The sequence below is a fragment of the Sphingomonas sp. PP-F2F-A104-K0414 genome (assembly GCF_004340945.1).
Classification (GTDB): domain Bacteria; phylum Pseudomonadota; class Alphaproteobacteria; order Sphingomonadales; family Sphingomonadaceae; genus Sphingomonas.
In genome coordinates this window covers 900,389-924,422 of record NZ_SLYD01000001.1, presented here as the reverse complement: position 1 = coordinate 924,422, position 24,034 = coordinate 900,389, and the positions used below count along the sequence as shown (strand labels likewise).

General features: G+C 65.6%; 23 protein-coding genes and 1 tRNA gene. 8 read left to right on the top strand and 16 right to left on the bottom strand.

From position 1 onward, the window contains the following. Window positions 1-29: 29 nt before the first annotated feature. The 4 genes from C8J46_RS04090 to C8J46_RS04075 all read right to left on the bottom strand — a co-directional run bounded on the left by C8J46_RS04090 (window position 30) and on the right by C8J46_RS04075 (window position 5,109). Window positions 30-1,460, bottom strand: a complete 1,431-nt coding sequence (locus tag C8J46_RS04090) for a hypothetical protein (RefSeq protein ID WP_132735196.1) — start codon at window positions 1,458-1,460, stop codon at window positions 30-32. After that, window positions 1,460-3,382 carry a hypothetical protein gene (locus C8J46_RS04085; RefSeq protein ID WP_132735194.1) on the bottom strand — a complete coding sequence of 641 codons (1,923 nt, stop codon included), beginning with the start codon at window positions 3,380-3,382 and terminating at the stop codon, window positions 1,460-1,462. Before C8J46_RS04085 ends, C8J46_RS04090 begins: the two co-directional genes overlap by 1 nt. Further along, window positions 3,379-4,521, bottom strand: coding sequence for a patatin-like phospholipase family protein (locus C8J46_RS04080; RefSeq protein WP_207894081.1), 1,143 nt, complete (start codon window positions 4,519-4,521; stop codon window positions 3,379-3,381). Before C8J46_RS04080 ends, C8J46_RS04085 begins: the two co-directional genes overlap by 4 nt. 514 nt (window positions 4,522-5,035) lie before the next feature. Then, a tRNA-Gln gene (locus C8J46_RS04075) sits at window positions 5,036-5,109 on the bottom strand. Window positions 5,110-5,294: 185 nt separating this feature from the next. On the opposite strand from C8J46_RS04075, the gene C8J46_RS04070 reads away from it, so the two are divergent. After that, entirely contained in the window at window positions 5,295-6,338 is a 1,044-nt protein-coding gene (locus C8J46_RS04070; RefSeq protein WP_132735192.1) for a Ppx/GppA phosphatase family protein, read from the top strand. Then, window positions 6,335-7,006, top strand: coding sequence for an RlmE family RNA methyltransferase (locus tag C8J46_RS04065; protein WP_056487962.1), 672 nt, complete (start codon window positions 6,335-6,337; stop codon window positions 7,004-7,006). The genes C8J46_RS04070 and C8J46_RS04065 overlap by 4 nt, the downstream gene beginning before the upstream one ends. A gap of 429 nt (window positions 7,007-7,435) precedes the next feature. Here the strand turns inward: C8J46_RS04065 and rpoZ are convergent, their stop codons facing one another. Then, entirely contained in the window at window positions 7,436-7,780 is a 345-nt protein-coding gene (rpoZ, locus tag C8J46_RS04060; RefSeq protein ID WP_055882033.1) for a DNA-directed RNA polymerase subunit omega, read from the bottom strand. Between the two features lie 141 nt (window positions 7,781-7,921). On the opposite strand from rpoZ, the gene C8J46_RS04055 reads away from it, so the two are divergent. Beyond that, entirely contained in the window at window positions 7,922-9,082 is a 1,161-nt protein-coding gene (locus C8J46_RS04055) for a phosphatidylserine/phosphatidylglycerophosphate/cardiolipin synthase family protein (RefSeq protein ID WP_132735190.1), read from the top strand. Window positions 9,083-9,413: 331 nt separating this feature from the next. On the opposite strand, the gene C8J46_RS04050 is transcribed toward C8J46_RS04055, so the two are convergent. Further along, window positions 9,414-10,028, bottom strand: a complete 615-nt coding sequence (locus C8J46_RS04050; protein WP_132735188.1) for a methyltransferase — start codon at window positions 10,026-10,028, stop codon at window positions 9,414-9,416. Between the two features lie 192 nt (window positions 10,029-10,220). Between C8J46_RS04050 and C8J46_RS04045 the strand changes: the two genes are divergently transcribed. Next, complete coding sequence (locus tag C8J46_RS04045) at window positions 10,221-10,556, top strand: antibiotic biosynthesis monooxygenase (protein ID WP_132735186.1); 336 nt, start codon at window positions 10,221-10,223, stop codon at window positions 10,554-10,556. Then, window positions 10,553-11,875, top strand: coding sequence for an MFS transporter (locus C8J46_RS04040; RefSeq protein ID WP_132735184.1), 1,323 nt, complete (start codon window positions 10,553-10,555; stop codon window positions 11,873-11,875). Before C8J46_RS04045 ends, C8J46_RS04040 begins: the two co-directional genes overlap by 4 nt. Window positions 11,876-11,983: 108 nt before the next feature. Here the strand turns inward: C8J46_RS04040 and C8J46_RS04035 are convergent, their stop codons facing one another. Both C8J46_RS04035 and C8J46_RS04030 read right to left on the bottom strand, forming a co-directional pair. After that, window positions 11,984-12,268: a hypothetical protein gene (locus C8J46_RS04035; protein WP_132735182.1), complete on the bottom strand. Its 285-nt coding sequence runs from the start codon at window positions 12,266-12,268 to the stop codon at window positions 11,984-11,986. 269 nt (window positions 12,269-12,537) lie between these two features. Next, window positions 12,538-14,811 (bottom strand): CDC48 family AAA ATPase, encoded by a 2,274-nt coding sequence (locus tag C8J46_RS04030; RefSeq protein ID WP_132735180.1) that lies wholly within the window; start codon window positions 14,809-14,811, stop codon window positions 12,538-12,540. 286 nt (window positions 14,812-15,097) lie between these two features. Here C8J46_RS04030 and C8J46_RS04025 point away from each other — a divergent pair, with 286 nt between their 5' ends. Next, window positions 15,098-15,982, top strand: coding sequence for a LysR substrate-binding domain-containing protein (locus C8J46_RS04025; RefSeq protein ID WP_132735178.1), 885 nt, complete (start codon window positions 15,098-15,100; stop codon window positions 15,980-15,982). Between the two features lie 302 nt (window positions 15,983-16,284). Here C8J46_RS04025 and C8J46_RS04020 read toward each other — a convergent pair whose 3' ends face one another. Further along, on the bottom strand, window positions 16,285-16,743 hold the full coding sequence (locus C8J46_RS04020; RefSeq protein ID WP_132735176.1) for a peptidylprolyl isomerase: 459 nt from the start codon (window positions 16,741-16,743) through the stop codon (window positions 16,285-16,287). A 108-nt stretch (window positions 16,744-16,851) separates the two neighbouring features. Between C8J46_RS04020 and mgtE the strand changes: the two genes are divergently transcribed. Together mgtE and C8J46_RS04010 are read left to right on the top strand one after the other, a co-directional pair. Next, window positions 16,852-18,261, top strand: coding sequence for a magnesium transporter (mgtE, locus tag C8J46_RS04015; RefSeq protein ID WP_132735174.1), 1,410 nt, complete (start codon window positions 16,852-16,854; stop codon window positions 18,259-18,261). A gap of 31 nt (window positions 18,262-18,292) precedes the next feature. Next, the gene (locus C8J46_RS04010; RefSeq protein ID WP_132735172.1) at window positions 18,293-18,697 is read left to right on the top strand and encodes a DUF1489 domain-containing protein; all 405 of its coding nucleotides are present in this window, start codon (window positions 18,293-18,295) and stop codon (window positions 18,695-18,697) included. Between the two features lie 159 nt (window positions 18,698-18,856). Here the strand turns inward: C8J46_RS04010 and C8J46_RS04005 are convergent, their stop codons facing one another. From C8J46_RS04005 to fdxA, 7 genes are all read right to left on the bottom strand, one after another. After that, a complete protein-coding gene (locus C8J46_RS04005; protein ID WP_132735170.1) occupies window positions 18,857-19,585 on the bottom strand; it encodes a DUF2807 domain-containing protein in 729 nt (242 codons plus the stop codon). A 50-nt stretch (window positions 19,586-19,635) separates the two neighbouring features. Beyond that, window positions 19,636-20,391 carry a head GIN domain-containing protein gene (locus tag C8J46_RS04000; RefSeq protein WP_347812369.1) on the bottom strand — a complete coding sequence of 252 codons (756 nt, stop codon included), beginning with the start codon at window positions 20,389-20,391 and terminating at the stop codon, window positions 19,636-19,638. A gap of 199 nt (window positions 20,392-20,590) precedes the next feature. Then, on the bottom strand, window positions 20,591-20,938 hold the full coding sequence (locus C8J46_RS03995) for a Rap1a/Tai family immunity protein (RefSeq protein WP_132735168.1): 348 nt from the start codon (window positions 20,936-20,938) through the stop codon (window positions 20,591-20,593). Between the two features lie 24 nt (window positions 20,939-20,962). After that, window positions 20,963-21,700, bottom strand: coding sequence for a hypothetical protein (locus C8J46_RS03990; protein ID WP_132735166.1), 738 nt, complete (start codon window positions 21,698-21,700; stop codon window positions 20,963-20,965). A 102-nt stretch (window positions 21,701-21,802) separates the two neighbouring features. Continuing rightward, on the bottom strand, window positions 21,803-22,114 hold the full coding sequence (locus C8J46_RS03985; RefSeq protein WP_132735164.1) for a hypothetical protein: 312 nt from the start codon (window positions 22,112-22,114) through the stop codon (window positions 21,803-21,805). Window positions 22,115-22,680: 566 nt separating this feature from the next. Beyond that, complete coding sequence (locus tag C8J46_RS03980) at window positions 22,681-23,214, bottom strand: CarD family transcriptional regulator (RefSeq protein ID WP_132735162.1); 534 nt, start codon at window positions 23,212-23,214, stop codon at window positions 22,681-22,683. Window positions 23,215-23,416: 202 nt separating this feature from the next. Beyond that, entirely contained in the window at window positions 23,417-23,758 is a 342-nt protein-coding gene (gene fdxA / locus C8J46_RS03975; RefSeq protein ID WP_031393648.1) for a ferredoxin FdxA, read from the bottom strand. Between the last annotated feature and the right edge of the window lie 276 nt (window positions 23,759-24,034).

The window sequence follows — 24,034 nt, the reverse complement described above, 5'->3', positions numbered from 1 at the left end:
ACGACCGGCTCATCCCTGGCGATCTCCTGTCAGGGTCGGATATCGATCTCGTAGTACAGTTCCGTCTGCGTAAGCTCGCGCGCGAACCTCGCTACCGCCGCGCCGCCGTTCATGACCGGATCGAAAGGCCTATCCGCACGCAGGACTCGCCCGCCGGTATGGCGATCAAGAGCCTTGACGAGCGACGGAAGAGGCATGCGTCCCCAGCCGACCTTCTGTGCGAGCACCTCGTCCGTCGGGATGAAGGCCACCAGGTCGTCAGACATGGTCTCCAGGCCCTTCTCGCGCAGGGTCGCATTGTGGCTGCCGTGATGCCCCACCTTCAGGAACGCGGTACTTGCGAGGAGGTGCCTGGCCGTGACTTCCTCGCCATCCACGGTCCAGGCGAGTTCTTGCCAGGACAGCCAGCTGCCCACCTGCGCGTCGGCGGCGAACAGCAGCGTTCTTCCACTCCGTTCGAACTCTAGCGCCAGGACGAGGCTTGTGTTGTTCGTGGCGTTGTCGAGCTTGAGGGCGAACTCGCGGGAGCCGGTGAGCCAGTCGCCGTCGATCCGCCGCCAGGACTGGTCGCCTCCATCTGCGGCCGGACCCCAGTAGGCGTCCTTGAAGAAGTCGCCCGTGGCAGGCGGCGTCGCCTCGCCGGAAGAAGGTAACCGAAAATAGGGAGCGCCAATGCGGAACCCTTCCTCGAACGGCTGGCTCCTGTCGCACTGGGTTGGATCGGTCCCGCCAAGCGCGTCGAGGAGGGCGAGCTGCGCACTCGAGGCCCCCATTCCGTACGTCTGATCGTCGTCCGCCAGCTGGTAGAGCCTCGCGGGATCGAGCGGCGGACCGAGAACATATGCCCGGATCCCCGGCGTCAGGGCGATCGGCTCGTCCGAGGGACGGCAGTAGCGGGGGGTAGCCACGAGCGACCTTGCGAAGTCGATCGCGTCGGCCGTCGTCCGCCGTGCGCCGCCGAAGAAGCCGAGCACACTTTCGAGCCCGCTGGCGAGTTGGCCGGCGGCCTCCGAACCGGCGGCGGCGAAGCCTGATGCGGCATTGAGGGCAAGGGCGACCCGCTTCACCATCGCGCCGCGATTGGCGACGATCCGGCGGGCAGTGGTATCCGCAGGATCCTCGGTCCATCCCATCCAGACGGCGCCGACCGACAGTTTGCCGGTCTTGTCCGCTTCGTCATGGGCCGCGAAGAGGGCCTTCGCCTGGTTGAAGCCGGAGACGTGATCCCAATGCTCGTGCGTGACGGCAAGGACGTCGACATGCCCGCCCGTCTCGTCGATGACGTTCTGTACGATGCGCCGCATCGTGTCCGCGCCGCCGCCGGCCGTCTGGTAGACGCCGCAGTCGATCAGCATCCGGAAGACGGGGGCGCCGCCGTCGATGACGGTGACGAGGTGACAGTCGCCAAGCCCCTGCCGATACATGCGGATCCGGACGACGACATCCTCGTGACCACCCATCAGAACCCCCGGTGCAGCAGGGCGAACGGCTCACCGCCACCATCGCCGAAGTAGAGACTGGCGAGGGATTGGCTGTTCTCGCCACCCATGAAGGCGGACTGCCGCTCGCGTCGTCGCGAGCTCGTGACGGATTTCGATATGCAGTAGCGCACCCGCTCGCGGCCTTTCCGCGTGTCAATGAGGAGAGTGCTGCCTCCACGCATGAAGAAGCCGTCCCGCGATGCTTCTGAGAAGCGGGTGCAGCGCCGCTGCGCCACGACGACCACGAGATCCGTCACGAACGAGCCGTCCGGCGCCACGCGCCGGGCGGGTCTTACGGAATGCACTTCGAAGCGGAAGCGGGGATCGGGAACTTCGGGAGCGAAGACCTCGCACAGCGCGTGTCCGCGATCGGTACCTCCTGGGCCGAGGGTACTGTCGAGGCCAAGCTGCCTCGACAGGGTCTCGGTCATCCGCGAGCTCAGGAACTCGTGGACCTTCATATTGTTGCCGAGCGAGTGCTCATGGGCCTGCCGGCGATCGGACGCGAGGTCCCAGCCGAGGTCAAGCGACGCGATGAGTTCGGGGAGTCCGTCGATCTCGAAGGTGGGCTCCTGCCAGCGAAGCGACTCGGTGGAGATCGTGCGCAGGTCGTCGGGGTAGATCCCGCGGGCGCGAAAAGCCTCCAGGAAGGCGGTGCGATAACCGATGTCGTCGTCGGGCACGAGGTCGGAGTCAGCGGTGATGATCGCGCGCAGGTACTCGCCGAAGGTGATGTCCACGGGCGGGCAGTAGTCGAGAGCGCGGATGCACATCCGCAGGACGTGCGAGGCCGCCTTGCGGGCTTCGGCGGCGAGACGTCCGACGAGATCCGGATGGATGGCGCCCGCCTCGAGCACGCCCGTGCCGCCGGTCGCGATCCGGAACAGGTCGTCGGATCGCCGACGGTAGATCCCGAGGTATGCCGCGAACACCGCCGAGACCAGGATGGCCCCCCGGTCATGTGGATCGGTCCTCGACCGGTAGTCGCCGCCGGCCTCGCCGATCGCGGACCGCAGAGCCTTCGACCGCCCGACGCCCTGACCGAACTGGCGGGCCAGCGACGCGAGGTACTCGGCGACACCGAGATCGCCGCGGGTGCCGCGGATCTCCTGCTCCAGCAGCCCGGGCAGACTGAAGTGCTGGAAGATCGCGACGATGTCCGCGAACGCCTCGTGAAAGGCCGCGACGTCGGGGTTGGTCGATTCCTGGAAGCGCCGATGCAGACCGTCAAGCAGCGCATGAGTCGTCTCGTGCGCGATGACGTCGTGGCTGAGGCAGGTGAAGACCATGGTGCCCGGCACCAGGCTTCCGCTCTTCGCGTCTGTCGGGAAGTAGCCGAACAGCAGCGCCTTGTGCGCCGGACTGTAGTAGGCGTTCGCCTCCCTTAGCGCGTGCGGGTAGATCCTCAGGCGTCGTACGAAGTCGTCGCGGTAACGCGTCTTTCCCTCGGCGTCGGTCCATCGCTGCCGATGGGGACCCCATAGAGCGACCCGGCCCAGCGCACGTTCGAAGTGCCCGATCGTCGTCATGGCCACCGCGTAGACCATCTGCTGATGGAACTGCGGCTCGCTCTCGGAGGGCGAAAGCCCGTCCGAGGCGAGCAGGAACGGATCGTTGAGATCGATCGGCTCGTAGGCGCAGCCGCTGGCCGGATCGACGTCGACGACCTCCACGTACTCGCCGACCGGCCCGGGCCTGAGCGGCTCGGCCTCTGTGCCTTCCCAAGGGATGGCGACGGTCGCTTCGCTGAGGTGCAGCGTCTCGAGGCTGTCACGCAGGGTCGGATCCGACGCGAAGACGCGCAGGCGGCGATGCGGCGGTCGCTGCGCCACCCTTCGGCGCGATCTTGCGGCCGTCGTCTCCGCTCGAGCCTCATTGCCCGGCGAGGTCTCGCCGGTCATGGCCGACTTTCCGGGTACGGGAAGGCCGCAGGCTGCGGCAGGCCTGGATCGACGTAGGTCCGGATCGCCGCATCACACACGGCATAACCCCAGTTGATCAGGCGCTCCTGCGTCCTGGCATCCATGCGCTTGAGGCGCGTCGGCACCGACGCGAGCTCGGCGGTCGCCTCCGCCGAACAGAACAGCCCAGGCGACCGGTTCGCGTAGCGCTCCTGTGGGGTCCCGATGCCCCAGTAGGCGCCTCGGCGACCGTCGGTGCCTGCCTCGAACGCCGCGACCACCTGTCTCTTGCGCAGGGAGCGGACCTGACTGTCGACCAGATCCAGCACACGATAGGCATGCCTCGCCCAGTCCCGCTTAGGCTCCTCCTCGGCCTGCATCGCCGCGCCCGCGTCGCTGACGTACACGGTGCGGAACTGCTTCCAGACGGTCTCCAGCCCCATGTTGTCGTAGATGCCGCCATCGGCGAGGACCACCTCGGTCGTGAACGGCGGTCGCTCGAGATCCGTGCCGCTGCCGGGTCTGATCGCCCCCTCCTCCAGTGTGAGATCGACGGGCGACAGGACCGGCGGGAACGCCGATGAGGCCGCGACCGCCTTGGCGAGGGGCACGTCTGGATCGAAGACCCGCCCGACGCGATAGTCTCCCATGTACGGCTTTGAAAACCGCCAGAGCACCCCCGACTGCACGTTCGTCGCGTTGATAACGAACCGGACGCCGTCGGGAAGGTCCTGCAGCGTCGCGTCCCCGAAGAGATGGCGCCGATACTCCGCGGCGACATGATCGCCTATACTTCCGGGAAGCGCGATGCCACCGATGATCGCGCGGTCGTCGAGCGTCCGGCCCGCGAGAGCTCTGACGGGGCGGACCACCAGCTCCTCGAAACAGTCCTCGCCTCGCGCACGCGCCGCCGCCAGCCGGTCCCAGGCGAGCGCGAGCGCCCCTGCGGTGATCGATCCGCCAGACACGCTCGAGATCCGGGAAAGCCGCGGCAGGATTCCCGCCTCGTTCAGCCGCCACAGGGTGCCGAGGTGGAACACCATGGCCCGGTATCCCCCGCCCGACAGACAGAGCGCCTCGTCGTCTAGGAGCAGCGAGGTGCCATCGCCGTCATTCAGCGGGTCTGGTGCGTCGGACAATAGGGCCTCCTCAACGAGATGCGCTTCAATGCTTTAACGCAGAAGTCGCACAGCCTGAAGGCAGATTGCGATCGCGCGATCACGGAAGGAGCGTGCAACAGTCTAGCCTGCGCGCGGCACTTGCAATCCAACGTGGGGTCCAAGGACGAGATTGTCCGTCGGGTTGCGGGAGGCACTTATGCCTTCGTGATCACTGTCAACGAATGTCCGGGAACGGTCTGTCCGTCTTGACCTCAAATGTCTGCTTCTTGGTCGACATCCCCAGATGGTCGATCGTCACTACCATTCTTGACGGCATACGGGCCGAACGCGTTCTATCTCACCGTTAGGATAAACAGAACTTTTTCCCGACCTCTCTGCGGACGACGCGCCCTCCAGCAGCCTTGAGTGTTACCCAGGCAGTTCGGAACAAAATTCTAACGTCACGACCGCGCTGGGTCGGCACCGAGGAAAAGCTCGCCGGAAGCGTGCTCCTGTCACGAAGGTCAGGTTTCGGTGTCAAAGGAGAAAGCGCTGGATGCCCCGTGAGGATTCGAACCTCAATAGGCGGTATCAGAAACCGCAGTCTTACCATTAGACGACGGGGCATCAGCGAGGGCGCGATCTAGGCGGCCGGTTTCGCGCTGTCAACGCCAAGATGATGCCGATCCGCCAGTTCGCTTGCGTAATCGCGCCGCCGCGCTACATTCGTCGTCAAGCACCGGGCGGGTATTTTCCCGCAGCGGCAGATATAGATAGCGAGTTTTGCGGCGATGGGGGATGTTTCCACCCGAATGCCGTTCCGGCAGGGCTCTCCTGCCCGTCCGGCGGCGACCCGGCCCGGTCGAGGGCGGTGGGCCGATGCGCAGGCGTTTGCCGCGCTGGATCTCGGCACCAACAATTGCAGGCTATTGATCGCGCGACCGCAGGCTGGCGGCTTCGCGGTAATCGATGCGTTCTCGCGAATCGTCCGGCTCGGCGAGGGCCTGGCGTCGACCGGCAAGCTGAGCGATGCGGCGATCGAGCGGACTATCGCCGCCTTGCGCGTGTGTTCGGAGAAGCTTCAGCGCCGCAACGTCACGCTCGCGCGGTCGGTGGCGACGGAGGCGTGTCGGCAGGCATCGAACGGCCCCGCGTTTATCGCACGCGCACTGGCCGAGACGGGGATCCATCTCGACATCATTTCCGCCGAGGAAGAGGCGCGGCTGGCGGTGCTCGGCTGCCACGCGCTGATCGAGCCGGGAGAAGACCCCGCGCTCGTGTTCGACATCGGCGGCGGGTCGACCGAGCTCGTGCTGGTGGACACATCGACGCCGATCCCGACCGTGCTCGACTGGCATTCGGCGCCGTGGGGCGTGGTGTCGCTGACCGAACATGCCGGCGGTGGCGAGGGCGAGGACGGTCGCCGCGCTGCCTATGCGCGGATGCGACAGGTGGTCGCAGACAGTTTCGCGGGGTTTGCGAGCCGCCTGCCCCGGCATATCGAGCGGCCGCGGCTGCTCGGCACCAGCGGCACGGTGACGACGCTTGGCAGCGTGCATCTCGGGCTCAGCCATTACGACCGCTCGGTGGTCGATGGGCTGATCGTGCCGGCCTCCGCGATGCGGAAAATCAGCGCCGACCTTTCCCATATGTCGATCACGGAGCGCGCCAAGCTGCCGTGCATCGGCAACGAGCGCGCCGACCTGGTGGTCGCGGGCTGTGCCATTCTGGAGACGATCATGGATTTGTGGCCCGCCGAACGGCTCGGCATCGCCGACCGCGGCATCCGCGAGGGTATTTTGCGCGGCCTGATGGGTTCGCCCAAGCCTGGCAAAGCCACCGGAGTGGCGGCATGAGCCGGGGCGGTTCCGGCGGGCACGTCCGCGTCCTCACTGCGCGGAAACGGACCGCGCAGTCGACGCGCTGGCTCGAGCGGCAGCTGAACGATCCGTATGTGAAGCGCGCCAAGGCCGACGGGTATCGCAGCCGTGCCGCGTACAAGCTGATCGAGCTGGACGAGCGGTTCGAGCTGATCCGCGGATCGAAGCGCGTGGTCGATCTCGGCCTCGCGCCGGGCGGCTGGGCGCAGGTGATCCGACGGCGGATCCCCAAGGCGACGGTCGTGGGCATCGATTTGCTCCCGGTCGATCCGATCGAAGGCGTGACGATCTTCGAGATGGATTTCCTCGACGACGCCGCGCCGGGCAAGCTGATCGAGGCACTGGGCGGGGCACCGGACCTGGTGCTGTCGGATATGGCGGCGAACACGGTCGGGCATCCGCAGACCGATGCGTTGCGGACGATGGCATTGGTGGAAACCGCGCTCCACTTTGCCTGCGAAGTGCTCGAGCCGGGTGGCACGTTCGTGTCGAAGGTGTTCGCGGGCGGCGCCGATTCGGAGCTGGTCGCGGAGATGAAGCGCAACTTCAAGACGGTGAAGCATGCCAAGCCGCCGGCGAGCCGCAAGGGGTCGGTCGAGTGGTTCGTGGTAGCGCAGGGGTTTAAGGGTCGGTCAGCGGATTAGCGTGGCTAATACGCGTCGCGGACCGACCCCGGCCAGCGTTGCGCAGCAACGACTGACGACGCGGCTTTGCCGTGGCGCCCTGCCTGAGGGTAGTCGCAAACGATGCGGCTGTGATGAAGCATAAGCATGTTTCCCCGCGAAGGCGGGGATCCAGACTGGGCTCCCGCCTTCGCGGGAGAACAAGCGAGTGGGTCAGGCCAACGGCTTCGAAGCGCGTGCTCCTCACCCTTCCCACGGCAAGCGCCGCGGGCCCCTTCCCTCTCCCCTCCAGGGAGAGGGTATAGAAAAAGCCCGCGAACCTCTTGGGTCCACGGGCTCTCTCTGTTTCGCGCGCCGCGGCAAAGCCGCGTCGTCGGTCGGGCTAAGCCCGCCGGCCGGCATTCGCCTGATCGCCGTCTAACACTAGAGCGTTAGACGGCTGGCTCATGCTCAACCCTCGTAATCCGCCCCAAGATTCTGGTTCCGCGGCGGCGCAGCGGCGGTAAGCCGCAAAGCCTCGGCCGAAGCGGCCAAGCTGCCGACGGCATCGACTTCGTCGTCATCGTCGACGCGAACCTTCTGCAGGCCCTGGATGACCTGTTCCTTGAGATGCGCCGGCTTGACGTTCTCGTCGGCGATCTCGCGCAGCGCGACGACCGGGTTCTTGTCGCGGTCGCGGTCGAGCGTCAGTTCGGCGCCGCCCGAGATCTGGCGCGCACGCTGGGCCGCGAACAACACCAGGTCGAACCGGTTGGGGATCTTGTCGACACAATCCTCGACGGTAACGCGCGCCATGCGGCTTCCTTCGTAACAACGATAGAATGAGAATGCGTCGCCTACGGGGGGTGGCCCGCAAAGTCAAGAATTGCGCCGCCCCCGCATCGTGGAGCCCGCCGCGGGTTGCCACCCGTACCCCGCTTGTCCATCACGCACGCCATGGACGATCCCACCGAACAGCCGACATTCGCCGTCGACGGCAACCAGATGACGCTGCTCGATACGGGTCCTCGCCGTCTCGACGCGGTGCTTGCGCTGATCGACGGCGCCGAACGGACTCTTCGCGTGCTGTATTACATCTACGCCGACGACGAGTCCGGCAAACGCGTCAACGCTGCGCTCATTGCCGCCGCCAAGCGCGGTGTAGACGTCGCGCTGATCGTCGACGGGTTCGGCAGCGACGATGCGCCGCATGCCTTCTTCGAACCGCTCGAAGCCGCCAACATCTCCGTGTGCCGGTTCTCCGCCAGGTTCGGTCGCCGCTATCTCCTTCGCAACCATCAGAAGCTCGCGCTCGCCGACGAAGCGCGGATCATCATCGGCGGCTTCAATATCGAGGACGATTATTTCGGCACCGCCGCCGAGCAGGCCTGGCGCGATCTCGGTCTGCTGGTCGAAGGACCGGCAGCGGGGCGGCTCGCCGGCTATTTCGATGCGCTGAAGGACTGGATCCACGAGCCCAAGAACAAGCTGCGGCGCCTGAACGCCGCGCTGTCGCACTGGAGCGAAACCAAAGGCGCGACCCGGTGGCTGATCGGCGGCCCAACGCGCAAGCTGTCGCCTTGGGCACGTGCGGTCCGCGACGACATGCGCGCCGGGCGCCGTATCGACATCATCGCCGGCTATTTCACGCCTAGCCCCGCGCTCCTTCGTCGGCTCGACAAGGCGGGACGGCGGCAGGCGGACGTGCGGATCGTCACCGCGAGTAAATCGGACAACAACGCGACGATCGCCGCCGCGCGGTTCACCTATGCGGGGCTGTTGCGGAAGGGCGTGCGGTTGTTCGAGTATCAGCCGACTAAGCTGCACACGAAGCTCTACGTGATCGACGACGCGGTCCATATCGGCTCGGCGAACTTCGACATGCGCAGCCTGTTCATCAATCTCGAGCTGATGCTGCGGATCGAGGATGCGGCGTTCGCAGGCCATGTTCGCGGCTATATCGACGGCGAGGTCGCAAAGTCGACCGAGGTGACCAAGGCGCTGTACCAGGCGAACACCGGCTGGCTGCAACGGATCAAGCAGCTCGGCGCGTATTTCGTGGTCGCGGTGGTCGACCCGAGCCTGTCGCGCGGGCTGAACTTCGGAATCGACGAATAGCGGGCGTCTGATCGACCTGCACAACCGCCGACCGCCTGATCCATCGTCACGCCCGCCCACAACCCGTCACCCCAGCGAAAGCTGGGGTATCCCCGTTGAAGCGGGCATGCGCTCGAACCGAGAGACCCCAGCTTTCGCTGGGGTGACGAAGCTTGGGGGGTGAGGTGTCGGGGTCGGGGCGAGCAATGGATTCTGGATGCGTTCGCGACGCCCTCAGCGCCGACGGCAAAGCCGCCGTCGGACGGGTTCGGCTTAGCCGACCCGCTGGCCGGGCCTGACGCTGCGCTCCGCTATCGCTTTGCGCACCGGCGCGGACGTCGCCGCGCCTGCGTCAGTCCTTCCATGCCCAATACAGCTGCGCCGGGGGCACATTCCACCACTCCATATCGTGGTCGATCGATGTGAAATGCGGGGTCAGGAAGTCCTTCACCTTGGGCGAGAACTGATAGACCAGAAATGCGCCGCCGGTGCGCAGAACCGAGTGAGTCGCGGTCGCGATCGCCGGGCCGACACCGGGGGGCAGCGTCGAGAACGGCAGCCCGGACAGCACGTAATCCGCCTTCTCGAAGCCGTGATCCGCGACGATCGTCTCGACCTCGTCCGCCGACCCCAGCACTGCGAAGAAGCGCGGGTCGGTGATCGTGTGGCGCAGATACTGGATGAACTCGGGGTTCGTATCGATCACCACTAGCTTGGCATCCGCCGCCATCCGGTCGAGGATCGGGCGGCAGAAGGTACCGACGCCGGGGCCATATTCGACGAACAGCTTGCAGTTCGCCCAATCGACTGGACCGAGCATTTTCCGAATCAGCTTGTCCGACGACGGCACGATCGATCCGACCATGACCGGATGTTTCAGGAAACCGGAAAAGAACATCTGCCACGGGGACGGCACGCCGGCAGGGCGGCTGCGTGCACGCCGGGTGGCGGTGGTCGAACTGGGCATCGTGTTCCTTACGATCAGGGGTCCCGCACGGTGGCGGAGCTTTGCCCCTCCCGTCGCACGAATTCCGAACGCGTTTCAAGGGCCGCGGGTTGCATGCGGCGACGAACCGAAGTGGAAGTCGTGCGGCGACAAGTGGTTCCGGCGATCGGCCAACGCCGTTGCCAAGCCCGCGCCATCGCTTAAGCACGGGCCATGCACGATGATAGAACAGGAGAGGTGGCGGTCATTTTCGTGTCGTTTCGTAACGGCGCGGACATGAACGGTTATGCCACGGCCGCCGCGGCGATGGATGCGCTTGCCGTCGCACAACCCGGCTATCGCGGGGTCGACAGCGCGCGCGAGACGGACGGCATGGGAATCACCGTCAGCTACTGGGCGGACGACGCCGCCGCGATCGCGTGGCGCGATCATCCCGAACATGCGGCGATTCGCGATCTTGGCCGAGCGCTCTGGTACGACCGCTATTCGGTGACGGTTGCGCGGGTAGAGCGCGCGTATCAGTGGGCGCGACCAGGATGGGCCCGATGAATAGCCCAGTGATCAGCGGGGCGCCCGAAGGCCCGAAGATCGACCGCCGCTTCGCGCTGATGTTTCTCGTGATGCTGACGATCGCGGCGGGCAACACCGCGCTGCAATCGGTACTGCCAGCGCTGGGGCGATCGCTCGGGGTCGCCGACAGCGCCGTGGCGGCGGCGTTCTCGGTCTCGGCGCTGCTGTGGGTGATCGCCGCGCCGTTCTGGGCGAATCGGTCGGACAAGCACGGCCGGCGCGCGATGATCCTGCTCGGCGTCGGCGGGTTCAGCGTCTCGCTGACCTTGTGCGGCGTGTTCCTGCTGGCCGGAATCAACGCCTGGATCGGCGGCACGACCGCGTTCCTGTGCTTCATCGGTGGCCGGCTGATCTACGGGACGTTCGGTGCCGCTGCCCCGCCCGCGGTACAGGCGCTCGTCGCCGGCGAGACGACGCGCGAGGAACGGACCAAGGCGCTGACCTTGCTCGCCTCGGCGTTCGGGCTCGGCACGATATTGGGGCCGGCGATCGCACCATATCTGATCCTCGGTTCGATCGGCGGAGTCGAGATCGGGCTCGCGGGCCCGGCGTTCCTTTTCGCGGTGTTCGGCGTCGCGGTGTGGATCACGGTGCGACAGATGCTGCCCGACGACAATATCGTCGCCCCGCACGAGACGCACGGCGCGAGTTCGGCCTATCCCTCGATCGGCGGCGCACCGACCGGCGCGTCGGTTGCGGCGGCGACGGGATCGCATGTCGAGCACGTCGGCTACACCGATCCCCGCATCCGCGCGTGGATGATCGCCGGACTGGTAATGGGCCACGCGCAGGCGATGACCGGGCAGGCGATCGGTTTCCTCGTGATCGACCGCCTCCACCTCGCCCCTGCCCTCGCGCTGGAGCCGACGGGCATCGTCCTGATGATGGGCGCCGGGGCTGCATTGCTAGCGCAATGGGGCATCATCCCGCGTCTCAACATGACCCCGCGTCAACTCGTGCTGACCGGGCTCGTGCTGGCGGCGGCGGGCACCGCGCTGACCGGTATCGCGACATCACTCTACACGATCGCCACCGCCTATGCGCTGGCCAGCCTCGGCTTCGGCTTCACGCGACCGGGGTTCACGGCGGGCTCTTCGCTCGCGGTGGGCGCCAACGCGCAAGGCTCGGTCGCGGGCAAGGTAACGTCGATTAACGGCGCCAGCTTCGTGCTGGGCCCGTCGATCGGCGTCGGATTATACGAGGCGCAACATTCGCTGCCCTATCTGGTCGCGGGCGCGGCATGCGTCGTGATGATCGCCTATGCCTGGGTGTCGCTGAAGGATGCCAGGGACAGTTAGAACGGATCGGCCCGAAACGTATTTGGGCGCACGCGTCATCGTTATGCGTGCGCCCTCCACTCGCTCAGGCAGCGCTCGTGTCCCGGTCTGCCGCCTCGCAACAGGCCGCTATTTCGCGAAAACCATGATGCAGTACAAAAGCACCGGCACGCCGATCAGCAGGATCATCAACAACAAGTTCATTTGGATAAGTCGGTTCAGCCATTTCGGCCGCTGCACGGAATGCTCGTCCGCATCTGCTTCCGAATAGTCTTCGACGATATCCATGTCGAACTTGTTGGAAAAGAAATGCCTTGGCCGCATTCGCAAGAAGGGGCGCGGCGAAGGAGCGTGATCGTCTACATCCTGGCGCACCGACGGATAGTCGCCGGATTTCGAGGCCGAGTCTGACATTATGTGGTTTCCGTTTTACTCGAGATCATGGGCATGCAGAGCACGGCCCAAAGGTCAGATCGAATAAAGCCCGAACTCGAACGGCCTATAGCCGCGAGCTCGGGCTAACCACGTGCGGCGAGTTGCCCGGAATGATCGCGGAAACGCTTATGTGTCGCAGGAGCGTACATGGAAGTTACATCGGAGCCGTATGACGTAATGTCAACGTATAGCGGCGCAGACACGGATCGCCGATGGGTAACCCCCCTCCGCCGGGAGGGGGGCGCTAGTCATTCCGCACGTTTCGCGGGAAAGGCGAAACCGATTGGCTGGATCGCCGTCGCGTCCTGCTTCAGGCGGGCAGCCATCTGTTCGTATTCGCGTTCGGTCTCCGGCGTGACGCTGGCGCGCGACTCCTTCAGCGCGCCCTCGAAGTCAGCCATCGTCACGTCTGTCGAGTCGATCGACCTACGCAATGCCACCAGGCCGGCGCGGCGGACGACGTCCTCCAGATCCGCACCGCTGAAACGGTCGGTACGGTCCGCGAGACGATCGAGATCGACGTCGGACGCCAGCGGCATCTTCTGCGTCTGGATACCGAGGATACGCCGACGCCCGGCCTTGTCAGGAACACCAACATAGACGAGCTCGTCGAACCGGCCTGGCCGCAACAACGCCGGGTCGATCAGGTTCGGCCGGTTGGTCGCGCCGATCACCACGACCGACTGCAACTCCTCCAGCCCGTCCATCTCGGCGAGGATCGTGTTGACGACGCGCTCGGTCACCTGCGGCTCGCCCGCGCCGCTACCACGTGCCGGCACCAGCGAATCGAGTTCGTCGATGAAGATCACGCACGGTGCGACCTGGCGTGCGCGCTGGAACAGACGGGCGATCTGCTGCTCGCTTTCGCCGTACCATTTGCTGAGCAGGTCCGACGATTTGGTGGCGATGAAGTTCGCCTCCGCTTCCCGCGCGACCGCCTTCGCCAGCAACGTCTTGCCGGTGCCCGGGGGACCGTAGAGCAGGAAGCCCTTGGCCGGGCGGATGCCGAGACGGCGGAACGCGTCGGGGTTCTTGAGCGGGAGTTCGACGCCCTCCTTCAACCGCATCTGCGCGTCGTCGAGACCGCCCACATCCGCCCAGCGCACGGTCGGCGCCTGCACCATCACTTCGCGCATCGCCGACGGCTGGACGCGCTTAAGTGCTCCCAGGAAATCCTCGCGCGTGACCGACAGCTCGTCGAGCACTTCGGGCGGGATCGTCCGCTCTTCCAAGTTGAGCTTGGGCATGATCCGGCGCACCGCCTCGATCGCCGCCTCGCGGGTCAGCGCGGCGAGATCGGCGCCGACGAAGCCGTAGGTGGTGCGTGACAATTCATCGAGATCGACACGATCGCCGAGCGGCATGCCACGCGTGTGGATACCGAGGATCTCGCGACGGCCACGTTCGTCCGGCACGCCGACGACGATCTCGCGATCGAACCGGCCCGGACGTCGCAGCGCTTCGTCGATCGCCTCGGGACGGTTGGTGGCCGCGATCACGACGAGGTTCGCGCGCGATTCGAGGCCATCCATCAGCGTCAGCAACTGCGCGACGAGACGCTTTTCCGCCTCGCCCGACACCTGGCCACGCTTCGGCGCGATCGAATCGATCTCGTCGATGAACACGATCGAAGGCGCTGCCTTCGCCGCTTCCTCGAACACTTCGCGGAGGCGCGATTCGGATTCGCCGTACGCCGAGCCCATGATCTCCGGGCCGTTAATCAGGAAGAACTGTGCATCGGATTCGTTGGCGACGGCGCGGGCGAGCCGCGTCTTGCCGGTACCGGGAGGGCCATGCAGCAACACGCCCTTGGGTGGATCGACGCCCAAGCGCTGGAACAGTTCGGGATAACGCAGTGGCAGCTCGACCATCTCGCGCAACTGGTCGATCGTCTGCGCCATGCCGCCGATGTCGTCATACGTGACGTCGGCACGGCGTGCGGCCTGCGGCTCTTCGTATTCGGAGCGCAGTTCGATCTCGGTATTCTCGTCGATATGCACCACGCCCTTGGGGCTGGCCGCGATCACCGCAAGACGGATCTCCTGGAGCGCGTAGGCGGGGGCGTTCATGAACTGCTGGACGTTGGGTGGCATGTTGCCGACGCGCTGATGCCCTGCGGTCGCGACGATATCGCCTTGGCAGATCGGCCGGCCGAGGAAGGTGCGCTTTAGCGCATTGGTCGAGCCCTGGAGGCGGAGGTTCTGCTGCGCGGGGGCGAACACGACACGCGTCGCTGGCTTCGACTCGGCCTTGCGCACTTCGACGAAATCGCCCGAGCCGACGCCGGCGTTCGCACGCTGGAGGCCGTCGATGCGGAGGATGTCGAGACCCTCGTCCTCGGGGTACGGGCCAACGGCGCGCGCGGGCGTGTTCTGCTTGCCGAGGATCTCGATGACGTCGCCTTCGCCGATGCCGAGCGTCGCCATCAGCGCGCGCGGAAGGTGCGCGAGGCCGCGGCCACTATCCTCGGGACGCGCATTGGCGACCTGGATTTTCCGCGTGGGGATTTCGCTGTCGGGCATGTCGACTCCATTCGAACTCGTAGCGCCTGAGATAGGGCGCCGGTTCCGATGGTTCGAGGCCTTGAAATCGCCTTCCCGGATGGAAAACGCACAAAAAAAGGGCCGGCCAATAAAGGCCAGCCCATGAAAGTTTTTAGGAGAGGATGCCTGAAAGGCGAGGTCTTTTTGCGGCGAGACGGTTCATGTTGCAAGTGCGAAGGGATCAGCTACGATTGCGCTAACTGCAATCGTATGGCTGAATGCGTCCTGCGGTCTTTGTCACACGCGTCGAGTCGAAAGAGGAATCATGCGCAGGCTGCCGCCACTGGGGGCTATCGAGGCGTTCGTGCAGGTCGCGCGGCTGGGGTCGATCAAGGCCGCCGCCGAGGATCTGGCGCTGTCGGCGCCTGCGCTCAGCCGGCGCGTGCAGAGCCTGGAGCGCTTCATCGCCAAGCCTTTGTTCGCGCGCAGGCATCAGGCGATGGTGCTGAATGCGGATGGCGAGCGGTTGCTGGCACAGATCGCGCCGGTGCTCGATTCGCTGTCGGACGCGGTCGAATCGCTGACCAGTACGACCGAGGTGCTGCGGCTGCGGCTCGGCATCCTTCCGCTCTACGCGTCGCAGAAGCTGTTTCCACGGCTGGGTGAGTTGCGCAACGCGCATCCCGAACTGCATCTCGACATCGATACCGCGGCGCATCTGGTGTCGCGGCTCGGCGACGGGCTCGACGCTGTGATCGCCCTGTCGCGCGAGATCGATCCAGCGTTCTACGCACGGCGGCTCGATCGCAATTCGGTGTATGTGATCGGTGCACGCAGCCTGCTCGACCGCGCCGATCCGATTACGCGCCCCGAACAGCTCGCGACACTGACCGCTCTGGTCCACCGCGACATGCCGGATACGTTCACCGCATGGCGGCATTCGGCGGGGCTCGACGATATTGAGCCGTTGGCGATCGATCATTTCGATTCGGGCGCGCTGATGCTGGAGGCCGCCGCGCAGGGCTTGGGCGTGGCGTTCATGCACGCAAGCCATTTCCAGGATGCGAACGATCCGCGGCTGGTGCGGCTGTTCGATATCGAGGTCGAGAGCCCGTACAGCTACTGGTTCGTCTGCCGCCCGCGGGCCTTGCAGAGCAAGCCGGTAAAGCTGTTCCATGACTGGCTGATCAGGACGGTAGCGGAAGTGTGACCGCTACTCCCCTCCCGCTTGCGGGAGGGGTCGGGGGAGGGGCGTGCCTCACTGACCGGACGCCAGTACGTACGTCACGCCCTTCCCTAGCCCCTCCCGCAATCGGGAGGGGGATTTAGCTCAAGTAGCGCGCGCTTGTTCGCTGCTGTCCGCTGCCCCCTGTCCGTCACCCCAGCGAAAGCTGGGGTATTCCCGTTGGGAAGCGGCGAGCCTCGAACCGGGAGATCCCAGCTTCCGCTGGGATGACGGGTGGGGTGGGCTTCGGCTGTCTCCGGCGCAGCTCCGCCGCGCCGGTGCAGCCTTCAGTTTGCGCGTGCCTTCACGATCTTGCCAGGCGTCTTCGGCGGCTCGCCCTTCGGCAGCGCGTCGATCAGGTCCATGCCGTCGGTGACTTCACCCCAGACGGTGTACTGCTTGTCGAGGAAGCGTGCGTCGTCGAACACGATGAAGAATTGCGAGTTCGCCGTGTCGGGCTGGTTGGTGCGCGCCATCGAGCACACGCCGCGGACGTGCGGCTCGGCCGAGAATTCCGCCTTGAGGTTGGGCTTGCTCGACCCGCCGGTGCCGTCGCCGCGACCACCGTCACCGCCCTGCGCCATGAAGCCCGGGATCACGCGGTGGAACGGCACGCCGTCGTAAAAGCCTTCGTTCGCCAGCTCGGCGATCCGCTCGACATGCTTGGGTGCGAGATCGGGGCGGAACTTGATCGTGACGTCGCCGCCCTCGAGGGTCAGCGTGAGCGTTTCTGGGGTGTCGGCCATTCATGTTCTCCTGAATTGATGCGCGGCAGATAGGGAGCCGCACTCCGGCTGGCAAATGCGCACGCGTCGCGTTAGGGCCCAACCGACCATCTTTTAAGGGAGGCAGCCATGAGCGAACTCGAGCTTCCCGAGCCCGAAACCGATACCGCGCCCGAGACTCAACTCGATCGCGACGACCATTTGCGGCCCGAATTCGTCCGGGCGGTGCTCGATGCGGTAGAGAACGGCAACGACGAGGCGGCGCGCGCCCTGGTCGAGCCGCTGCACCCGGCCGACATCGCCGATCTTTTCGAGCTGACCCCGCAGGAGGATCGCGCGGCCCTCGCACGTGCGGTCACCGATCTGCTCGGCGGCGACGTGTTCGCCGAGATGAACGATTATGTCCGCGAGGATCTGATCGATGCGCTCGAGCCGCACCAGGTTGCCGATCTCGCGTCCGAACTCGATACCGACGATGCGGTCGCGATCATCGAGGACATGGACGAGGACGAGCAGCGCGCGGTGCTGCGCGCGCTCGATCCGGACGATCGCGCGGCGATCGAGGAGGCGCTGAGCTACGCCGAGGAATCCGCCGGTCGCCTGATGCAGCGCGAGCTGATCGCTGTCCCTGAGCATTGGACCGTCGGCGACGCGATCGATTACCTGCGCGGGCATGAGGAACTGACGACCGATTTCTGGGAGATCTTCGTCGTCGACCCCGCGCACAAGCCGATCGGCACGTGCCAGCTGTCGTGGATGCTGCGCACGCCGCGCGGGATCGCGATCGCCGACGTGATGAAGCGCGAGCAGACGCTGATCCCGGTCGACATGGACCAGGAGGAAGTCGCGCTGCGCTTCCAGAAATACGCGCTGATCTCGGCGGCAGTCGTGGATCACGGCGGCCGGCTGGTAGGGATGATCACGGTCGACGACATCGTCCACATCATCTCCGAGGAGGCGGGCGAGGATACCCTGCGGCTCGCCGGTGCAGGCGATGGCGACATCAACGAGCCGATCCGGCTGACCGTGCGCACGCGGTTCACGTGGCTGGTGGTCAATCTCGGCACCGCTATGGTCGCGTCGTCGGTCGTCGGGCTGTTCCAGGGGACCATCGCGAGCTTTGCACTGCTCGCGGTGCTGATGCCGATCGTCTCTGGGATGGGCGGCAACGCCGGCACGCAGACCCTGGCGGTGGTGGTACGCGCCCTCGCAACCAATCAGCTGACGAGCTCGAACACCGCGCGGATGATCGGGCGCGAGTTTCGCATCGCCGCCGCCAATGGCGTGATGCTGGGGGCGCTGATCGGCTGCGGGACCTATGTGATCTTCCACAACGTCAATCTGTCGATTGTGATCGCCGCGGCGATGCTCACCAACAATCTGACCGCGGGCTTAAGCGGCGTGCTCGTACCGGTGACGCTCGACAAGTTCCGGATCGATCCCGCGGTGTCGTCGGCGGTGTTCGTGACGACGATGACCGACACGATGGGGTTCTTCTCGTTCCTCGGGCTCGCGTCATTATGGGGCCTGCACGGTTGATCGGCCGGTTTTAAGGCCCATTTCCAACGCCATGCCGCTCCACCTCACCAAAGTCGCGTTCGGCGCGGAAAGCGTCGACCATCTCGCCGAGCGACTCCGCCTGCGCGGTGAGGAAGGGCCGGTGTTCCTCACGACCCGGTATCTACCCAAGCGGCATGAGGAGGTCGCCGGCCAGGGATCTATGTTCTGGATCCTCAAGCACCAGCTGATCGCCCGCTCGCCGATCCTCGGCTTTGGTGAGGCGGAAGGCGGTCGCGCCGCGATCCACATCGATCCCAAACTGGTGCTGGTCCAGGCCCGTCCCAAGCGCGCGCACCAGGGGTGGCGGTATCTGGAGGACGCGGATGCGCCGCTCGATCTCGGCGGCGACGCGACCGGACTCGACGTGATGCCGCCGGCGTTGATGACGAAGCTGGCGGAATTGGCGCTGATCTGAGGGTGAGCGGTCGCCCCCTGTCATCCCAGCGAAAGCTGGGATCTCCCCGTTCGGCGAGCGTTGCGCGCCCCGTGAAATACCCCAGCTTTCGCTGGGGTGACGGACGTCAGGCAGAGTACGGGTTCATCCTCTTATCCGATTTGGAGAGCATAGCCTCCTTTACGGAGCAGACATCCCAGCCTTCCCACACACCACCGGCCCGCCAGCCGCTGCATCCACCCGGCATTTTGCATTACCGGCGACCGTCACGCTTCCCAGCCCGCTGTTCGTCACCTGCGCCGTATAGCGCGCCGCCGCCTTCGTCTCGCCGACGCCGTCGAGGTGGACGGTCAGATCGTTGACCACCAGCGCCGACGCGTCGATCGCGCCCGGTCCGCTCGTCACCAGTCTCGCCCGGGCGGCCCTGCCCGCGAGCGTCATTTGGCCGGTGCCGATCACCGTCGCGTTCAACTGGTCGGTATCCGCCGCCGCCAGCGCCAGGCTCCCGTTCCCGCTGACCGTTACGTCGACGCGCATCCCCCGCATCTTCGCGATCGTCAGCCGCCCGCCGGCCTCGACGCTGGCCGATGTCAGCCCGGGCGTCGAGAGCGTGATCACGATCGGACCCGAGCCCCCCTTGCGCGGCTGTTCGCCCCAGCCGCCGGTGCCTTTGCGTACCGACAACGTGGTGCCATCGACGCGGACCGCCACGCTTTCGGTCGTGCGGGAATCGCCCGTGATCGTCGCGCGCGGCGAGCCGATCGTGATTCGCACCTCGAACGGCCCCTCGACGCGGACCCGATCGAAGCTGCCGACCGACACCGTCCGGCTCGCCCCGGATTCTTGGGCGGATCCTTGCGCGAACGCCGGCGAGGACAGGAGCAGCAACGGCGCGAGCAGGTATCTCATGGGCCTACCGTCGCCGCTTCACCGCCCCCGCGCAAGTCGAACGACGCGACTCAGCGCCCGCAGCGCACGGTCCCCGAGCCCATCTTCGAAATCGTGCAGCGCGATTTCGGCCCGAGATCGACGTCGCCCGAGCCCATCATGTCGACCTTGGCCGGACCGTCGACGACCGCGCGGACGCTGCCCGATCCGGCGATCTCGACCTTGGCGGACTTCGCCTGGAGCCTCGACGCCTCGACATTGCCAGAACCCGCGATCTCGACGCTCAGATCGCGTGCGGACCCGCTGGCGCGTGCGGTGCCGGAGCCCGCGATCGAGAATTTCGCCGATTCCACCTGCACCGCAGCGATCGTCAGATTGCCCGACCCTGCGATGCCGCCCTCGAAGCCGCTACCCTCGACGCGGTCCACCGCCATGTTGCCGGAGCCCGAGACGTTCGCCTCGGTCAGCCGTGGCAGCGTGACGTACACCTTGACGTTCGGCCCCTTGCTCCAGCCGAAGCCCGTCCCGTTCTTACGGCCGATGTCGAGCGTCGCGCCGTCGCGTTCGATCCGGAGCCGGTCGAGCTGCTCGCTCGGCCCCTCGGCGCGGACCGAGAAGCCGGTGCCGACGCGGACGTCGACATCGTCCGAACCGCGCAGGTCGATCTGGTCGAAACCGGTGACCTGGAACGTGCGGGTCGTGCCCGCCCCCGACGCGGCGACCCCGGATCCCTCGCTGTCGCCGTTCCAGCTGAACGAGCAGGCGGCGAGAGGTATGATCAGCCCGAGCGCAAGAAAATTCATCGCATCCTCCTGTGTATTGTTCAAGCAATACACCTGATCGCAGAGGCTGCAAAGCGAAATTACACGGGCGGCGGATGTGGGCCCCCTAGAATCCTCCCCCGCCAGGGGGAGGTGTCGCCGAAGGTGACGGAGGGGGAGGATGCGGAACAGTCGTTTCCCTTTCCGCCCCCTCCGTCTGGCAAGGGCCAGCCACGTCCCCCTGGCGGGGGAGGAACCCCAGCCCTCAGCGGCGCTTGCACGGATAGGCGTCGCGCAGCGCATCGCGGACGACGAAGGACGGCGCCCCGGTGCCCGTCTTCTTGGCTCGTGCGCGCAGATACTTCCGCACCGTCGCCGCGACCTCGATGTTCGAGGCGCGGGCCGGCAGCGGGCAGATGTCGCCCGACGCCGACAGCGCGTCGAATTCGCCGAGGATATAGCCGGTACAGAAATTGGCGGTCGGATCGCCGTCCTTGCCCTGGCAATATTCCAGTAGCTGCTGGGTCGTGAGCGAACTCACCACCACCGGCCGGCTGGCAGGTCGACTGGCAGGACGATCGGCGGCGGCGAGTGCAAGCATCAGCAAAATCATGGCGGTCCCTTGGCGCCGGGCGTTCTAGCTGGCGGCGGCAGCGCTGACATAGGGCAGCAGGCGCACGCGGGGGAAGACGTCGTCGAGCGATTTTGTGTCGGGCAGGATATAGACGACCCCGCCCTTCTTCTGGAACAGCGGCGTGAGCTTGCCGGTATAGAATTTGGTGCCGACGTTGATGCAGCCGAAGCTGATCCGGTTGTCGTCGGGTGTCGGCGATTGCAGCCGCTCGACGCGGTGCTCGCTCTTGTGCGTGGTGATCACCGCATGCAGCGCGACCGAATTGGCATAATCGACCCAGATCACGCGCTGATGCCCGAAGGCTCGGCCGAACTTGCTGACGAAGCGGCCGGCCGGCGTGGTCCGCTCGGCAGGACCGATGTCGGCAAGATTCTTCGCACCCACCCCGGGAGACGAATCGTCCCCGATCCCGACGCCGAGCAATACCGGCGTCTGGCCGAGAAACTCACCCCTCGCGCTGAACAGGAGCAGCGACGCGGCCGGCTTGTCGATCACGACATAGGGCAGGCCCTTATTGTCGTGCTCGGCCGCGATCCAAGCGAGCATGCGACTCGCCGGTTCGGACTGCGGGGGGAGCAGCAATGGCGGCGCGACCACGGCCACGGCCTTTGCCTTGCTCTTGGTCCGCGAACGCGCCGGAACCTTGGCCTTGCGTGCCTTGGTCGCACCCGGGGCAGCCTTCGTCGACGCCGCCGACGCTGGTGCAACCAGCGCCAGCGACAACCCTGCGATCGCCGCCATATGGCGAACGCGACGAAACAGCCCCGTGGACCTGAAGCCCGGGATCAAAATGGGCGTGTCCAACAGGGCCGTCCGTTGATGCAAGCGCGTGCGAAGATAGACTTAGCCGCGCGGCTTGCGCTGGCGCTGCTTGGCCTGCATCTGGACCTGCTGGTCGATGCCGTCGACACGACCGGTCAGCTGGTCGATGCGCTGGCCGTTCTGCTGCGACTGGCCGGCAGCCGCCTGAGCCTGGGCAAGTGCCTGGCCGGAGGTGCCCTCGACCGTGCGCAACTGCCCATCCAGGCCGTCGATGCGCGTGTTGACCACGGCGATCTGCTCGCGGACGAAGCCCTTCGTGGCGCAACCGCTAAGGCCGATACCGGCGATGAGGATCAGGGCGACCGTCGGGTATTTCGGGAGATTCGTACGCATAGACTTAACCTTTCCAAACATGGATGGCGTCAGTCAGCGGAGAGTCGATGGAATAACAATCGATATCCGGCGAGACGTTCGCTCCGTGCGGCGAGAGTTGTCCGGCGATGGAGCCTGCGACTGGATTTGAGGCGTAACGAGACTGCCGGTCGCTTTCTTGATCTGTAGCAAGGTTACGTTCAGATTAGCGGAACGAGCGGCGCATATCGCAATGGATACTTGCAATACTTGCCCACCCCCACTTGCACCACCCCGGCGAAGGCCGCGGCCCAATTGCGAGACGTCGCCAACTTAAGGCCGCGCTCCGTCACTCCAACCTTTCCAATTGGGCCCCGGCCTTCGCCGGGGTGGTGGGAGAGGTGCGCTGAGATCCTCCCCCGCCAGGGGGAGGTGGCTGGCTCTTGCCAGACGGAGGGGGAGGTAAGGGCAACGTAGGTTCCGTGTCCTCCCCCTCCGTCACCTGCGGTGCCACCTCCCCCTTGCGGGGGAGGATCGTTGAGTTCCCTGCAAACGAAAAAGGGCGGCCCCGCTGGACCGCCCTTTCGTCTCGGCAAGGTACCCGGTAGTTAAGCCGGCACCTTGTCCTTGTTATAGATTGCCGCCGCAGCGCGGAGGATGTCGAGGATATTCTCCTGCGCCTTGGGCTCGTCGAGCTCTTCCATCGCGGCCAGTTCGCGCGCGAGGCGGCTGGTCGCGCCTTCGAAGATCTGGCGCTCGGAATAGCTCTGCTCGGGCTGATCGTCGGCGCGGAACAGATCGCGGACCACTTCGGCGATCGACACCAGGTCGCCCGAATTGATCTTCGCTTCATATTCCTGCGCGCGGCGCGACCACATGGTGCGCTTGACCTTGGGCTTGCCCTTGAGCGTGTCCATCGCCTCGCGCATCGTCTTGTCCGACGACAGCTTGCGCATGCCGACGCTTTCGGCCTTGTTGGTCGGCACGCGGAGCGTCATGCGCTCCTTCTCGAACCGGAGGACGTAGAGTTCCAGTGTCATGCCGGCGATTTCCGAGCGCTGGAGCTCGATCACACGGCCGACTCCGTGCTTTGGGTAAACGACGAAATCACCGACATCGAAGGACAGTGCCTTGGCAGCCATTTGGGGCCTTTCCGGATCAGGCCTCCACGCGACGCCTCGACGAAGGACTCGTCGCTGCTGCATCGGGGGAGGGATAGGTCTGTACGTCAAGCGGATGACGTAGATCATCGCGCCCGTCGCGGACCCATCTAGCAGCTTTGCAACAAAATTACCAGCCGAACGTGGCAGGCGGCTTGCCCTTTTCGGGATTCGCCGCCTCTTATCAGTCGCCTGCGCCGGGCTCGGGCGAGAAATACTTGTCGAACTTGCCCTCGACACCCTTCATCGCGTCGGCATCCGGCGGCGTCTGATTGTCGTTACGCGTGACGTTGGGCCATTGCGCCGAGAACGTCGTGTTCAGCTCAAGCCACTGCTCGAGGCCACTTTCCGTATCGGGCAGGATCGCTTCGGCGGGGCATTCGGGCTCGCACACGCCGCAGTCGATGCACTCGCTGGGATTGATCACCAGCATGTTCTCGCCTTCGTAGAAGCAGTCGACCGGGCACACTTCCACGCAGTCCATGTACTTGCAGCGGATGCAGGCATCGGTGACGACGTAGGTCATTGCAGAACTCCTGGGCCGGATTCCTTCCCGGCGACGAACGCGCCAGCGACTATGCGCGCACGCCCGTCGCGTCAATCATAGCAAGCCTTCTGCGAGACGTTATCAGGCTTTGTCGTTCCGATCACGCCCTGCCCAACACCCCTCCGTCATCCTGACGAAAGTCAGGACCCAGGATACCAAGGGCAGCGTCTCGTGGCTCTGGGTCCTGACTTTCGTCAGGATGACGGAGGTCGCTGTGACGGCGTCGTTCGATTTAACGATCGCGGCTGTCGATAC